At 70.6% G+C, this 14,581-nt stretch carries 13 protein-coding genes, 1 tRNA gene and 1 pseudogene; 10 read left to right on the top strand and 5 right to left on the bottom strand.

What is annotated here, in order from left to right; genetic code table 11:
- Nucleotides 1-92: 92 nt before the first annotated feature.
- The 3 genes from ABZ370_RS33060 to ABZ370_RS33050 all read left to right on the top strand — a co-directional run bounded on the left by ABZ370_RS33060 (nt 93) and on the right by ABZ370_RS33050 (nt 4,855).
- Nucleotides 93-1,931 carry an ABC-F family ATP-binding cassette domain-containing protein gene (locus ABZ370_RS33060; protein WP_358628354.1) on the top strand — a complete coding sequence of 613 codons (1,839 nt, stop codon included), beginning with the start codon at nt 93-95 and terminating at the stop codon, nt 1,929-1,931.
- Nucleotides 1,932-2,143: 212 nt separating this feature from the next.
- Nucleotides 2,144-3,928 carry a hypothetical protein gene (locus tag ABZ370_RS33055; protein WP_358628351.1) on the top strand — a complete coding sequence of 595 codons (1,785 nt, stop codon included), beginning with the start codon at nt 2,144-2,146 and terminating at the stop codon, nt 3,926-3,928.
- A gap of 243 nt (nt 3,929-4,171) precedes the next feature.
- Nucleotides 4,172-4,855, top strand: a complete 684-nt coding sequence (locus ABZ370_RS33050; protein WP_358628348.1) for a LuxR C-terminal-related transcriptional regulator — start codon at nt 4,172-4,174, stop codon at nt 4,853-4,855.
- On the opposite strand, the gene ABZ370_RS33045 is transcribed toward ABZ370_RS33050, so the two are convergent.
- Both ABZ370_RS33045 and ABZ370_RS33040 read right to left on the bottom strand, forming a co-directional pair.
- A complete protein-coding gene (locus ABZ370_RS33045) occupies nt 4,852-5,178 on the bottom strand; it encodes a hypothetical protein (protein ID WP_358628345.1) in 327 nt (108 codons plus the stop codon). The two genes, ABZ370_RS33050 and ABZ370_RS33045, sit on opposite strands and share 4 nt — an antisense overlap.
- Before the next feature lie 52 nt (nt 5,179-5,230).
- Complete coding sequence (locus tag ABZ370_RS33040) at nt 5,231-6,901, bottom strand: sodium:solute symporter family protein (protein ID WP_358628342.1); 1,671 nt, start codon at nt 6,899-6,901, stop codon at nt 5,231-5,233.
- A 111-nt stretch (nt 6,902-7,012) separates the two neighbouring features.
- On the opposite strand from ABZ370_RS33040, the gene galT reads away from it, so the two are divergent.
- The 6 genes and pseudogenes from galT (at nt 7,013) to ABZ370_RS33010 (ending at nt 11,472) form a co-directional block, all read left to right on the top strand.
- The gene (galT, locus tag ABZ370_RS33035; RefSeq protein ID WP_358628515.1) at nt 7,013-8,074 is read left to right on the top strand and encodes a galactose-1-phosphate uridylyltransferase; all 1,062 of its coding nucleotides are present in this window, start codon (nt 7,013-7,015) and stop codon (nt 8,072-8,074) included.
- Nucleotides 8,071-8,373: pseudogene (locus ABZ370_RS33030) on the top strand (NAD-dependent epimerase/dehydratase family protein); the annotation flags it as partial. The gene galT and the pseudogene ABZ370_RS33030, both read left to right, overlap by 4 nt.
- A tRNA-OTHER gene (locus ABZ370_RS33025) sits at nt 8,334-8,425 on the top strand. The pseudogene ABZ370_RS33030 and the gene ABZ370_RS33025, both read left to right, overlap by 40 nt.
- The gene (galE, locus tag ABZ370_RS33020; protein ID WP_358628339.1) at nt 8,386-9,042 is read left to right on the top strand and encodes a UDP-glucose 4-epimerase GalE; all 657 of its coding nucleotides are present in this window, start codon (nt 8,386-8,388) and stop codon (nt 9,040-9,042) included. Before ABZ370_RS33025 ends, galE begins: the two co-directional genes overlap by 40 nt.
- 77 nt (nt 9,043-9,119) lie before the next feature.
- Nucleotides 9,120-10,298: a galactokinase gene (gene galK, locus ABZ370_RS33015; RefSeq protein ID WP_358628336.1), complete on the top strand. Its 1,179-nt coding sequence runs from the start codon at nt 9,120-9,122 to the stop codon at nt 10,296-10,298.
- A 361-nt stretch (nt 10,299-10,659) separates the two neighbouring features.
- The gene (locus ABZ370_RS33010; RefSeq protein WP_358628334.1) at nt 10,660-11,472 is read left to right on the top strand and encodes a response regulator transcription factor; all 813 of its coding nucleotides are present in this window, start codon (nt 10,660-10,662) and stop codon (nt 11,470-11,472) included.
- On the opposite strand, the gene ABZ370_RS33005 is transcribed toward ABZ370_RS33010, so the two are convergent.
- Nucleotides 11,431-11,928, bottom strand: a complete 498-nt coding sequence (locus ABZ370_RS33005) for a MarR family transcriptional regulator (protein WP_009715516.1) — start codon at nt 11,926-11,928, stop codon at nt 11,431-11,433. The two genes, ABZ370_RS33010 and ABZ370_RS33005, sit on opposite strands and share 42 nt — an antisense overlap.
- A 119-nt stretch (nt 11,929-12,047) precedes the next feature.
- Between ABZ370_RS33005 and ABZ370_RS33000 the strand changes: the two genes are divergently transcribed.
- On the top strand, nt 12,048-12,869 hold the full coding sequence (locus ABZ370_RS33000) for a trans-aconitate 2-methyltransferase (protein WP_358628330.1): 822 nt from the start codon (nt 12,048-12,050) through the stop codon (nt 12,867-12,869).
- On the opposite strand, the gene ABZ370_RS32995 is transcribed toward ABZ370_RS33000, so the two are convergent.
- Both ABZ370_RS32995 and ABZ370_RS32990 read right to left on the bottom strand, forming a co-directional pair.
- A complete protein-coding gene (locus ABZ370_RS32995) occupies nt 12,866-13,579 on the bottom strand; it encodes a TetR/AcrR family transcriptional regulator (RefSeq protein WP_358628327.1) in 714 nt (237 codons plus the stop codon). The two genes, ABZ370_RS33000 and ABZ370_RS32995, sit on opposite strands and share 4 nt — an antisense overlap.
- Entirely contained in the window at nt 13,576-14,556 is a 981-nt protein-coding gene (locus ABZ370_RS32990) for a fatty acid desaturase (RefSeq protein WP_358628324.1), read from the bottom strand. Before ABZ370_RS32990 ends, ABZ370_RS32995 begins: the two co-directional genes overlap by 4 nt.
- Nucleotides 14,557-14,581: the final 25 nt, after the last annotated feature.

Raw genomic sequence — 14,581 nt, 5'->3', positions numbered from 1 at the left:
GGCATAAAAGCCGGGCGGACAGCCCGCCCGGCGTACGCGTCGGCCGACGCGACTACCCTGGGACGTCGGTCGATCCGCGTATCTGGAGTGTGATGGTCACCAACTTGGTCAACGTCGAAGCCGTCGGCAAGGTGTACGGCACCCGTGCACTGCTGGACGGGGTGTCCCTCGGGGTCAACGAGGGGGACCGGATCGGCGTCGTCGGCCGTAATGGGGACGGGAAGACCACGCTCATCCGGATTCTCGCCAAGCTCGAGCCCGCCGACGACGGCCGCGTCACCCACAACGGGGGGCTGCGCCTCGGCGTGCTGACGCAGCACGATTCGCTCGACCCCGCCGCCACCGTCCGGCACGAGGTGATCGGCGACCTCGCCGACCACGAGTGGGCGGGTAACGCCAAGATCCGGGACGTCCTCACCGGGCTGTTCGGCGGGCTCGACCTGCCCGCCTTCCCACAGGGCCTGGACACCGTCATCGGTCCGCTGTCCGGCGGCGAGCGGCGCCGTATCGCGCTCGCCCAGCTGCTGATCGCCGAGCAGGACCTGGTCGTCCTCGACGAGCCGACCAACCACCTCGACGTCGAGGGCATCTCCTGGCTCGCCCGTCATCTGCGGGCCCGCCGCTCCGCGCTGGTGGTGGTCACCCACGACCGCTGGTTCCTGGACCAGGTCTGCACCCGCATGTGGGACGTGCAGCGCGGCGCGGTGCACGAGTACGAGGGCGGCTACAGCGACTACGTCTTCGCCCGGGCCGAGCGCGAGCGCATCGCCGCCACCGAGGAGGCCAAGCGGCAGAACCTGATGCGCAAGGAGCTGGCCTGGCTGCGCCGCGGCGCCCCGGCCCGCACCAGCAAGCCGCGCTTTCGCATCGAGGCGGCGAACGCCCTGATCGAGGACGTCCCGCCGCCGCGCGACAGCGCCGAGCTGATGAAGTTCGCCAACTCCCGCCTCGGCAAGACCGTCTTCGAGCTGGAGGACGTGACCGTCACCGCCGGGCCGAAGATGCTGCTCAAGCATCTGACCTGGCAGCTGGGCCCCGGCGACCGCATCGGCCTGGTCGGCGTGAACGGCGCGGGCAAGACGTCGCTGCTGCGCGCGCTGGCCGAGGCCGAGCGCAGCGAGGGCGAAGAGCAGCCCGCGGCGGGCCGGATCACGGTCGGCAAGACCGTGAAGCTCGCCTACCTCTCGCAGGAGGTCACCGAACTCGAACGGACCCTGCGCGTCCTGGAGGCCGTCGAGCAGATCCGGCAGCGCGTCGAGCTGGGCAAGGGCAAGGAGATGACCGCCTCCCAGCTGTGCGAGAAGTTCGGCTTCACCAAGGAGAAGCAGTGGACGCCGGTCGGCGACCTGTCCGGCGGTGAGCGGCGCAGGCTGCAGATCCTGCGGCTGCTGATGGACGAGCCCAATGTGCTGTTCCTGGACGAGCCGACCAACGACCTGGACATCGAGACCCTGACCCAGCTGGAGGACGTGCTCGACAGCTGGCCGGGCTCGCTCGTGGTCATCAGCCACGACCGGTACTTCCTGGAGCGCACCACGGACCGGGTGCTCGCCCTGCTGGGCGACGCCACGCTGCGCATGCTCCCGCGCGGGGTGGACGAGTACCTGGAGCGGCGCCAGCGGGCGCTGGCCACGGCGCCGTCCCCCGCCGCGTCCGGCGGCTCCGGCAAGCAGAAGGCCGCGGAGGTGCCGTCCGACGGACAGCCGCCGCAGCGGTCGGCGGCCGAGCAGCGTGCCGCGAAGAAGGAACTCCAGAAGATCGAGCGGCGGCTGGACCGCATCAGTGAGCAGGAGTCCACGCTGCACGCCCGGATCGCCGAGGACGCCACGGACTTCGCCCGGGTCGCCGAGCTGGATTCCAAGCTGCGGGAGCTGACGGGGGAGCGGGACGACCTGGAGACGCGCTGGCTGGAACTGGCCGACGACGCGTGAGCAACAGTCGCGTCACGGGCCGGTCTCAGCTGCTTCATGAGCCTGTGACCGGCCCGTGGCTTGTCATGACCGGGTGATAGAAAGAACTCCCGCCTTACCTGGTGCTCACTGGCGGGTCGCATGTCCGATTCGCTCCTTCCTGGCGGGGTTTGGCCGCCGGGATCGCGGGGGAGGCCGAATCGGCGCATGGGCTCGCCCGCAAAGGAATACCCATGTCACAACCGCCTCCGCCGCCCAACCAGCCGCCGCAGGGCGGTTTCGGCGCTCCGCAGGACCCCCCGGGTTACGGCTATCCGAATCAGCCACCCGTCGTGCCTCCGCCGCCCCCCGGCCCGCCGCCGCAGACGCCCCCGCAGGGCGCGGGCGGCTACGGCTACCCGGGGCAGTCGGTGCACGCGGAACCCACCCAGGCGGCGGGCATCCCGTCCCCGTACGGGCAGCAGCCGTACGGCCAGCAGCAGTACGGGCAGTCACCGTACGGGCAGCAGCAGTACGGCGGCCAGCAGGGCTACGGCTACCCGCCCCAGCCCCAGTACCCCGGCGGCCCGGGCCAGGGCGGCGGCCCCGGCGGCGGCCGGTCCAGGCAGCGGATGGTGGTCATCGTCAGCGCGGTGGTCGCGGTCGCCCTGGTCATCGGCGGCGGCATATGGTTCGCCACCAGCGGCGACGACAAGAACAACCAGGCCGACGACAACGGCAAGCAGACCCAGAGCAGCACCAGCGGCAGCACCGGCGGCACCAAGAACAAGCCCGCCCCGAAGACGGTCAACGCCCGGCTGGTCAACAAGCTCCCCATGCCGAAGGTCGACGACCAGGTCACGGTCGACGGCATGTGGGCCACTGACGACACCTTCGTGAAGGCCGGGGTCTACAAGATCGACGGCTATCCGCTGGACGGCGGCTCCGCGAAGTGGTCGATCCCGCTGGCCGGTGCGGTCTGCTGGTCCTCGGACCACGTCAACAAGGACGGTCTGACCGCGGTCCTCTACGAGGAGGCCAAGCCCTCCAAGGAGGACAAGTACCCCAGCTGCAACCAGGTCGCGCTGCTGGACCTGAAGAACGGCAAGATGCGCTGGCACCGGGACGTCGGCGACGGCGACGAGAAGGTCTCCTTCGACGAGGTGACCCTCGGCGGCGGTACGGTCGCCGCGGGCGGCACCAGCGGCGGCGCGGCCTGGTCGACGTCGGGCAAGCAGCTGTGGAAGCCGCAGTCCACCGGTGACTGCGAGGACCGCGGCTACGGCGGGGGCGACACCAAGCTGGTCGCGGTGCGCCAGTGCGGCGACTACGACAACCCGCAGATCCGGATTCAGACGCTGAACCCGAAGACGGGCGCGGTGAAGTCCGAGTACAAGGTGTCGCAGGGCATGGAGTACGTGCACATCGCGTCCGCCGATCCGCTGGTGATCGGGCTCGACGCGGGCGACTCGACCGGCTCCGGGGTCTCCGACTTCCTGGCCATCGACGACAGCGCCAAGACCGGTACGGTGCGCGCCAAGATCAGCACCGAGAACGGCAAGTACCAGTCCAAGTGCCCCTCGACCAGCGTCGAGGGCTGCCGCCAGCTGGCCATCAGCAAGTCGTCCGACGCCCTCTTCCTGGGCTCGGAGGACCGCAACAGCTACGACAGCACCACCACCGCCAACGAGATCGTGGCGTTCAGCCTGTCCACCGGCAAGCCCATCGGCAAGGCGGACGGGGTCAAGCGCGCCGCGATGACCCCGCTCGGGCTCGACAAGGACGGCTTCGTGCTCGCCTACCAGGAGAGCACCTACGACGAGGGCGGCGCCGTCTGGCGCATCGACCCCAAGTCGTACGCGAAGGCGAAGCTGCTGCAGAACCCGGGCGCCGAAGGGGAGATGGAGTCGAAGTTCAGCCCCAGCTACTCGGAGATCATCTACTCCGATCAGCGGCTGTACATGAGCACCGTCTACGCCGACAAGCCCTCGGGCTCGTACGACAAGGACGACCCGCTGGCCCTCATCTACGGCAGCTGACAGCGCCCGGCGCACGCCCTCGGCGGCCCCGCCCGTACGCACCGTACGGGCGGGGCCGCCGCCGTTTTTCTCCATGATCGGAACCGCCCTCGGGGCAGGCCACATCGGTCTGTTTCGGACGCCAATGAGATGTCAAGTAGGCGTACATGGGCGGGATTTCGGCATTCCGGGGGGCTTCTTCCGGGTAAGGGGCGCGCAACGTCGAACAAGCGTGTAGCTTCCCGGGGCAAAGGGGGGAAACTCATGGGCGTGCGACTCATGGTGGTCGATGACCACCGCCTGCTCGCGGAGGCCCTCGCCTCGGCGTTGAAGCTGCGCGGGCACCGGGTGCTCGCCGCGGCCGCGCCGAGCGCGGGAGCGGCGGAGCTGGTGGTGAGCCGGGCACCGGAGGTGTGTCTGCTGGGTACGGCGGCACCCGCCGATCCGGGCGTGTTCGAACCGGTCGTGCGGATCAAGAAGGAGCGGCCACAGGTCGCGGTCGTGGTGCTCGGGCCGGTGCCGAATCCGCGCGGCATCGCCGCCGCCTTCGCCGCGGGCGCCTCCGGCTATGTCCGGCACGACGAGCGGATCGAGGGCGTCGAGCGCGCCATGCTGAAGGCGCGCGCGGGCGAGGCGGCGGTGGCCCCGCAGCTGCTGCAGGGGGCGTTCGCGGAGCTGCTCAACCCCGCGGCCCAGCCGGACGACGAGGGGGCCCGGCTGCTGCGCATGCTGACCCCGCGCGAGGTGGAGGTGCTCATGCGGGTCGCGGAGGGCGAGGACACCCGGCTGATCGCCGCGGGCATGGGGATCGCGCCCAGCACGGCGCGCACCCATGTGCAGCGGGTGCTGATGAAGCTCGGGGTGGGGTCCCGGCTGGAAGCGGCGGCGCTGGCGGCGCGCACCGGTCTGCTGGACCGGGTGGCCACGCGCCACGGCGCCGCTCCCTAAGGCCCTTCTGACGCGTCGTCCCCGGGCCGGGCGGGGCCCTGCTCGGGGGCGGGGTGCGGCGCGGGCAGCGGCCTGAGCTTCATCCAGAGCAGGAAGAGCAGGCCGAGGACGAGCATGCACACGCCCGTCCACAGGTTGATGTTGATGTCCTCGGCCTTTCTCAGGTCCGCCTCCGAGGCGGTGACACCGGCGATCGTGACGATGATCCCGTAGATCACGAACAGCCCGCCGATGATGCGCCGTACGTCGAAGAGCCGGGCGGCGGTCGCCGACCTCCCCTCCAGCTCCTCGACCTCGTGCCGGTACTCGTACTCGTCGCTCATGGCGCGGTTTCCTTATCCGCAGGAGGGTCACAGGACGTGTGACCAGGACGGGTCACAGGGAGAACGGGATGTAGCACAGCGCCGCGAGGACGATCGCGCCCCAGCCCAGCAGGGCCGGGCGGCGGTACCAGGCCTCGTCGCCGGGCGCCGCGGGTTCGGCCACGCCCGGGGCGGTGGTTCCGTAGACCAGACCGGCCAGCGACCGCTCCGGCTTGGGCCGGGTGAACGGTGTGATCGCGACCATCACCACCCCGCCGACGACGAACGCCACGATGGCGGAGACGAAGTTGGCGCCCTGGTCGCTGGGGATGGAGATGACGCCCGCCTTGTAGAGCCAGAAGTAATTGATCATCGCGGCGACGGTGCCGGAGAGCAGCCCCCAGAACCCGGCCGGGGCGGTGGCCCGCCGCCAGAACATCCCGATGATGAAGACGCAGAACAGCGGCACGTTGAAGAACGAGAACAGGGTCTGCAGGTAGTTCATGATGTTGCTGAACGAGGACGCGATGAACGCCGTCCCCATCCCGGCCACCACCCCGATCGCGGTCACCACCCGCCCCGTCAGCAGGTAGTACTCGTCCGCGCGGCCCCTCCTGATGTACGCGCGCCAGATGTCGTTGGTGAAGACCGTGTTGAAGGACGAGACGTTGGCCGCCATGCCCGCCATGAAGGCGGCGAGCAGCCCGGTCACCGCCACGCCCAGCACGCCGTTGGGGAGCAGCTCGCTCATCAGCAGCGGGATCGCGTCGTTGTACTGCAGCCCGCTCTTCGTGGAGCCGATGCCCGGCGCGAGGACCAGGGCGATCAGCCCCGGGACCACCACGATCAGCGGGATGAACATCTTGGGGAAGGCGGCGATCAGCGGGGTGCGCTGGGCGGCCGAGAGGTTCTTGGCGGACAGCGCGCGCTGCACCTCGGCGAAGTTGGTCGTCCAGTAGCCGAAGCTCAGGCAGAAGCCGAGGCCGAGCACGATGGTCAGCCAGTTGGCGCCCAGCGGATTGTCCGAGCCGATGCCGGTGCCGCCCCACGCGGAGGTGAAATTCGGGCCGTGGGACGCCTCCAGGGAGTCCTTGAGCCCGCCGAAGCCGCCGACGCGCTTGAGGCCGACGATGGTGAGCGGGATGAGCGCGGCGAGGATGACGAAGAACTGCAGCACCTCGTTGTAGATCGCCGAGGAGAGCCCGCCCAGGGTGATGTACGCGAGGACGAACAGCCCGGCGACGACGATGGCGACCCACTGCGGCCAGCCGAGCAGCGCCTCGACGACGATGGCCATCGCGTAGAGGTTGACGCCCGCGATCAGCACGGACGCCACGGAGAAGATGATCGAGCTGAGCAGATGGGAGGACGGCCCGTAGCGGTGCAGCAGGAATTCGGGCACCGATCTGACCTTGGAGCCGTAGTAGAACGGCATCATCACCAGGCCGAGGAAGACCATGGCCGGAATGGCGCCCACCCAGTACCAGTGCACGGTGTAGACGCCGTACTGGGCTCCGTTGGCCGCCATTCCCAGGATCTCCAGGGCGCCCAGATTCGCGGCGACGAAGGCGAGACCGGTGACCCACGCGGGCAGCGACCGGCCGGAGAGAAAGAAGTCCAGGCTGGTCTTCACACTTCGTCTGGCGGCGAATCCGACGCCGAGTACGACGGCGAAGTACAGGATCAGAATCGTGTAATCGAGGGCATTGGTGGGGAGCCGGAGACCCGCTGCCAGAGAGCGCATGCGAATTATCCTGCTTTATCGGGACGCCTTCCTCGTGCATTGACGCCACTGTTGGCTTGTGATTCATTATGTTTAGTTGTGTTGGGTGAAGCTGACAGGGAGCTGGCGGACGTGAAGAAGACGGCGACGCGGCTCGCGGACGGACGCGAGCTGATCTACTACGACGCGCGCGATGACGCGGTGCGCGACGCCGTCGACCAGCGGCCGCTCGACCCCATAGCGACCCGCTCCGAGATCCGCCACGACCGTCTCCTCGGCGACGACGTGGCCGTCGCCTCCCACCGCCAGGGGCGCACCTACCTCCCGCCGGCCGACGAATGCCCGCTGTGCCCCTCGCGCGACGGGCGGCTCAGCGAGATCCCGGCCGCCGACTACGACGTCGCCGTCTTCGAGAACCGCTTCCCCTCGCTGGCCGGTGACGCGGGGCGGTGCGAGGTCGTCTGCTTCACCTCCGACCACGACGCCTCCTTCGCCGATCTCACCGCCGAACAGGCCGCCCTGGTGCTCGACGCCTGGACCGACCGGACCGCCGAGCTGGCCCAACTCCCCTCCGTCGAGCAGGTGTTCTGCTTCGAGAACCGCGGCCGGGAGATCGGCGTCACCCTCGGCCATCCGCACGGCCAGATCTACGGCTATCCCTTTCCGACCCCGCGCACCCGGCTGATGCTCCGCTCCCTCGCCGAGCACCGCGAGCGGACCGGCCGGAATCTGTTCGATGATGTGGTCGCCGAGGAACTTTCCGACGGGCGGCGCGTCGTCCTCGACGGCGAGCACTGGACCGCCTTCGTCCCGTACGCCGCGCACTGGCCGTACGAGGTGCACCTCTACCCCAAGCGCCGGGTCCCGGACCTGACCGCGCTGGACGACGCCGCGCGCACAGAGTTTCCACAGCTCTATCTGGAACTCTTGAAGCGCTTCGACCGGATTTTCGGGGAGGGGGAGCCGCCCACGCCGTATATCGCCGCCTGGCATCAGGCGCCGTTCGGCAAGGGGGCGGCGGTGAACCGTGCGGACCGGGAGGAATTCGCACTTCACCTCGAGCTTTTCACCATCCGCCGCACTTCCGGCAAGCTGAAGTTTCTCGCGGGTTCCGAATCCGGCATGAATGTGTTCATCAACGATGTGCCGCCGGAGGCCGCGGCCGAGCGACTGCGAGAGGTAGCGAGCAAGTGAGCAATGCGCAGCAGAAGAAGTACCTGGTCACAGGCGGTGCCGGTTATGTCGGCAGCGTGGTCGCCGCGCATCTGCTGGAGGCCGGGCACCGGGTGACCGTCCTGGACGACCTGTCCACCGGGCACCGCGAGGGCGTTCCGGCGGGCGCGGAGTTCATCGAGGGCCGCATCCAGGACGCCGCCAAGTGGCTCGACGCCTCGTACGACGGCGTGCTGCACTTCGCCGCGTACTCGCAGGTCGGCGAGTCCGTCGTCAACCCGGAGAAGTACTGGGTCAACAACGTCGGCGGGACCACCGCACTGCTCGCGGCGATGCGGGAAGCGGGGGTGCGCACCCTCGTCTTCTCCTCCACCGCCGCCACCTACGGCGAACCGGACGAGGTCCCGATCACCGAGGACGTCGCGACCGCGCCGACCAACCCGTACGGCGCCACCAAGCTTGCCGTCGACCACATGATCAGCGGGGAGTGCGCCGCGCACGGCCTGGCCGCGGTCTCCCTGCGGTACTTCAACGTCGCGGGCGCCTACGGGGCGTACGGCGAGCGCCACGACCCCGAGTCGCACCTGATCCCGCTGGTGCTCCAGGTCGCGCAGGGCCGCCGCGAGGCGATCTCCGTCTTCGGCGACGACTACCCGACCCCCGACGGCACCTGCGTCCGCGACTACATCCACGTCGCCGACCTGGCCGACGCCCATCTGCTGGCCCTGGGTGCGGCGGCCGAGGGCGAGCACCTGATCTGCAACCTCGGCAACGGCAACGGCTTCTCCGTCCGCGAAGTCGTCGAGACCGTGCGCCAGGTCACCGGCCACCCGATCCCCGAGGTCGTCGCCGGCCGCCGGGGCGGCGACCCGGCCGTGCTGGTGGCCTCGGCCGAGCGCGCCAAGGAGCGCCTCGGCTGGCAGCCGAGCCGCGCCGACCTGAAGGGCATCGTCGCGGACGCGTGGGAGTTCGCGCGGCGCGCGCACTGATCGGCTGAGCGGTTGAATGGCGCCGTGCGCGGCCGCCCGGCCGCGGACGATGGGAACAAAGGGAGAGGGGACAGCGAGTGAGCGACGTATCGGCGGGGTTCCGGGAGGTCTACGGGACCGACCCGGAGGGCGTGTGGGCGGCGCCGGGCAGGGTCAACCTGATCGGTGAGCACACCGACTACAACGACGGCTTCGTGATGCCGCTCGCCCTGCCGCATACGTGCCGCGCGGCCGCCTCGCCGCGCACCGACGGGAAGCTGCGCGTCCACTCCGGCGACGCCCCGGGCGGGGTCGTCGAGCTGCGCGTCGACGAGCTGGCCCCGGTCGCGGCGGGCGGCGACCGCGGCGGCTGGGCCGCGTACCCGGCGGGCGTGGTGTGGGTGCTGCGCGAGGAGGGGCTGCTCTCCGGCGCCGCGGCCGGCGGGGCGGACCTGCACTACGAGTCGACGGTGCCCACCGGCGCCGGGCTGTCCTCGTCCGCCGCGCTGGAGGTGGTGACCGCCACCGCGCTCAGCGATCTGTACGGGCTGGGGCTCGCCCCGCAGCACATCGCCCAGCTGTGCCAGCGCGCGGAGAACGACTTCGTCGGCGTGCCCTGCGGGATCATGGACCAGACGGCCTCCGCCTGCTGCACCGAGGGCCATGCGCTCTTCCTCGACGCCCGCGACCTCACCCAGCGGCAGGTGCCGTTCGACCTCGCGGCCAAGGGGCTGCGGCTGCTCGTCGTGGACACCCGGGTGAAGCACGAGCTGGGCGACGGCGCGTACGCCAACCGGCGCGCCGCGTGCGAGTCGGCCGCGCGGGCGCTCGGCGTGCCCGCGCTGCGCGATGTGCCCGCCGAGCGCCTGGAGACGGCCCTTAAGGATCTCGCCTCGCTCGGCGTGGACGACACCGTGCGCCGCCGGGTGCGCCATGTGGTGACGGAGAACCAGCGGGTGCGGGAGGTCATCGAGCGGCTGGACGCGGACGACACCCGGGCCATCGGCCCGGTCCTGACCGCCGGACACGCCTCGTGCCGCGACGACTTCGAGATCTCCTGCCCCGAACTGGACCTCGTGGTCGAGTCGGGATGCGCGGCGGGCGCGCTCGGCGCGCGGATGACCGGCGGCGGCTTCGGCGGCTCGGCGATCGTCCTGGTCGAGGTGGCGGACGCGGATGCGGTGGCCAAGGCCGTCACCGAGGCCTTCGCCGCCGCCGGACACCGGGCGCCGCGGATCTTCCCGGCGGTCCCGAGCGCGGGCGCCCGGCGGCTGTAACCGGAGGAGAGGGCCTGTGGGCGCTCCGGGCCGCCTCGCTGCCTTCAGCCGTTGAGCGATCAATTTTCGCCGTTATCGGTCTCTTTACTCCCCAAGAGTGAACACAAAGACCACCGTAAACAGGCGAGGCCGGGCACTTTCGCTCATCCGCTCCGGATGGTGGACCCCGGCCTTACGCTGAGTACCGCGTCGGTGGGGGCCGACGTGTATCAGGGGGCGAGACAGTCAGGTACGACGCCCGGGGTGGGGTAGCGATCTCAGCACGGCGGCGGCCGTGCGGTTGCGGCGATCCCTTTCCCGGGCGCCGTACCCGTACTGGTTCTCGGGGTATCCGGGTGTATCCGGCGACGTGGGGGGTTCCGTGGCACGTATTCGGGTTCTGGTTGTCGATGATCATCGCATTTTCGCCGAGTCACTGGCCGCCGCCCTCGCGGCGGAACAGGACGTGGACGTGGCGGCGGCCGGAAGCGGCCCGGCGGCGCTGCGCTGTCTGGAGCGAGGAGTGGCCGAGGGGCGCCGCTTCGACGTTCTGCTGATCGACGCCGACTTGGGCTCCCTGGCCGGGGAGCCGGTTCACGCACCGCAGGCCGTACCGGCCGAGGCGGCCCACGGCGGCGGCCTGGGATCGGGCCCGCCGGGGCGCGGCAACGGGCGGTTACCCGACGGCATAGCGCTGGTCGGCGGTGTGCGCACCGCCCAGCCGGGGGTGCACACCGTGGTGCTGGCCGAGCGCGACGATCCGCGCCGGGCCGCGGCGGCCCTGCAGGCCGGGGCGTCCGGCTGGGTGGCCAAGGACTGTTCGCTGGTCCGGCTGCTCGCCGTGATCCGGGGAGTCCTGCGGGACGAGACGCATCTGCCGCCCGCGCTGCTCACCGGCGTACTGCGGGAGTTGACGGCGGCCCGTAAGCACCGCACCGAGAGCGAGCGGCTGGTCGAATCGCTGACGCCGCGTGAGCGGGAAGTGCTGCGCTGCATGGTGGCCGGGCTCGGCCGCAAGGCGGTGGCCGAGCGGCTGTTCCTGTCCCCGCACACGGTCCGCACCCATATGCAGAACGTGCTGGGCAAGCTGGGCGTGCACTCCACGCTGGCCGCCGTGGCGCTGGCCCGGCGGGCGGGCGTCGGCCCGGTCGACCTAGCCGGGGAAATTGTCGAACGGGGCGGTCAGCTGGCGTAGCAGCGCCGCCAGTTCGGCGCGCTGGGCCTGGGACAGCTCGGCGAGGATGGCGCGCTCGTGATCCAGCAGCCCGGCCAGCGCCTGGTCGGCGCGGTCGCGCCCCTCCGCGGTGAGCCGGACCAGCACTCCGCGCCGGTCGCTGGGGTCGGGCAGCCGCTCGACCAGGCCCTTCTTCGCCAGCCGGTCGATGCGGTTGGTCATGGTGCCCGAGGTGACCAGCGTCTGGGTCAACAGCTGCCCGGGGGAGAGCTGGTAGGGGGTCCCGGCCCGCCGCAGCGAGGTCAGCACGTCGAACTCCCAGGACTCCAGCTGGTGCTCGCTGAACGCGATGCGCCGTGCCCGGTCGAGATGGCGCGCGAGCCGGCTGACCCGGCTGAGCACTTCGAGCGGTTCGACGTCGAGGTCGGGGCGTTCCCGACGCCATGCCGCCACCAGTCGATCGACCTCGTCGTCCATGACGATCAGTGTAGTAGGTCTGTCGACATGAAGTCTCTTGACATCAAGAGACACTGTGGAGGACGGTAAAGCCTGCTCCTGTCGACCGTACCGACCGTACCCGCTCAAGGGACTCCGCCATGCGTACGTCACCCCACTGGGACCCGGCCCAGTACCTCCGCCACTCCGGCCACCGCGCCCGCCCGTTCCGCGATCTCCTCGCCCAGATCCCGTCGCTCCCGGCGGAACCCGGCCGCCCGCCCCGCATCGCCGACCTCGGCTGCGGCCCCGGGAACGTCACCGTCCTGCTCTTCGACCGCTGGCCCGACGCCCACATCACCGGCCTCGACAGCTCCGCCGACATGCTGGCCGAGGCCCGGCCGCTCGCCGGACCCACCACCGGCGGCGGCCGCCTCGACTTCCGCACCGCCGACGCACTGGGCTGGCGGCCGGACGAGCGTTACGACCTCATCGTCTCCAACGCCGCGCTCCAGTGGATGCCCGGCCACGCCGACGCCTTCCCCGCCTGGCTCGCCGCGCTGCGCCCCGGCGGCACCCTCGCGTTCCAGCTCCCCGGCAACTTCGGCGCCCCCAGCCACACCCTGCTGCGCGACCTGTGCGCCGCCCCGCACTGGCGCGACCGCCTCGCCGACGCCCTGCGCAGCCCCGCCTCCGCGCTGGACCCGCTCGACTACCTCGACCGGCTCACCGCGCTGGGCTGCGACGCCGACGTCTGGGAGACCACGTACGTCCAGGTCCTCACCGGAGACGACCCGGTGCTCGACTGGACGAAGGGCACCGCCCTGCGCCCCGTCCTCACCGCCCTCGCCGACGACCCGGACGCCCGCGAGCGCTTCCTCGCCGAATACGCCGCGCTGCTCCGCGAGGCCTACCCGCCGGCCGCGTACGGCACGGCCTTCCCGTTCCGCCGCATCTTCGCCGTGGCCCGCAAGCCCGGCTAGGCCTTGCGGTGGCCTATCAGCCGCGGCTTCGGCTCCAGACCGTCCAGCCCGTGCCAGGCCAGGTTCACCAGATGCGCCGCCACCTCGGACTTCTTCGGCTTGCGGACGTTCAGCCACCACTGTCCGGTCAGCGCGACCATCCCCACCAGGGCCTGGGCGTACAGCGGGGCGAGCTTGGCGTCGAAGCCGCGGGCCTTGAACTCCAGGCCCAGGATGTCCTCCACCTGGGTGGCGATATCGCTGATCAGTGAGGCGAAGGTGCCGGTCGACTGGGCGACGGGGGAGTCACGGACGAGAATCCGGAAGCCGTCCGTGTACTCCTCGATGTAGTCCAGCAGGGCGAACGTGGCCTGCTCGCACAGCTCCCGTGGATGGCCCGCGGTCAGCGACGTGGTCACCATGTCCAGCATCCGCCGCATCTCACGGTCCACGACGACCGCGTACAGCCCTTCCTTGCCGCCGAAGTGCTCGTACACCACCGGCTTGGACACCCCGGCCTTCGCCGCGATCTCCTCGACCGAGGTGCCCTCGAAGCCCCGTTCGGCGAAGAGCGCCCGACCGATGTCCAGCAGCTGTTCCCGGCGCTCCTTGCCGGTCATCCGTACCCGGCGGGGCCGCCGGGGGCCGGATGATCCGGAGGACCGGACGGCCCGGGCCGTCCGGTCCTTGCTGCCGCTGGTATTACTGTCGGTCTCCACGCCCTCTATCATGCCGCTTCGGCGGGAGCCTCTTTACGGCGGGAGTCGATCCGCTCCGCGCTCGGCCAGCGGACGTCGTACGCCCAGCCCAGCTTCTCGAACCAGCGGATGATCCGGGCGCTGGAGTCCAGCTGGCCCTTCATCACCCCGTGCCGGGCGCACGTCGGATCGGCGTGGTGCAGGTTGTGCCAGGACTCGCCGCACGAGAGCACCGCGAGCCACCACACGTTCCCCGAACGGTCACGCGACTTGAACGGACGCCTGCCCACCGCGTGGCAGATCGAGTTGATCGACCAGGTCACATGGTGAAGCAGCGCCACCCGGACGAGCGACCCCCAGAAGAACGCGGTCACGGCGCCCTGCCAGGACCAGGTCACCAGGCCGCCGATGGCGGCGGGCAGCAGCAGCGACACGACCGTCCACGCCGCGAACTGGCGGGAGATGTTGCGGACCGTGCTGTCCTTGATCAGATCCGGCGCGTACTTGGACTGCGACGTCTGCTCCTCGTCGAACATCCATGCGATATGTGCCCACCACAACCCCTTCATCAGCGCCGGGACGGTCTCCCCGTACCGCCACGGCGAATGCGGGTCGCCCTCCGCGTCGGAGAACTTGTGGTGCTTGCGGTGGTCGGCCACCCAGCGCACCAGCGGCCCCTCGACCGCCAGCGAGCCCGCGATCGCCAGCGCGATCCGCAGTGGCCGCTTGGCCTTGAACGAGCCATGGGTGAAGTAGCGGTGGAAGCCGATCGTGATGCCGTGGCAGCCGATGTAGTACATGGCCACCATCAGGGCCAGATCCAGCCAACTCACCCCCCAGCCCCAGGCCAGAGGGATCGCCGCGAGCAGCGCGACGAACGGGACGGTGATGAACAGCAGCAGGGTGATCTGTTCGATGGAACGCTTGCTGTCCCCGCCCAGCGTGGCGGAGGGAAGCGGGGTCTCCTGGGCCTTCGGCGCGTCGTGGGCCACGTCGGGGCTTGCAGTCATGGAATCCCTCGTGGGGCTCGGGGGC

Source organism: Streptomyces sp. NPDC005962, from assembly GCF_040629205.1.
Classification (GTDB): domain Bacteria; phylum Actinomycetota; class Actinomycetes; order Streptomycetales; family Streptomycetaceae; genus Streptomyces.
Note: the sequence above shows the minus strand (reverse complement) of the source record. Positions and strands in the feature narration are given on the sequence as shown.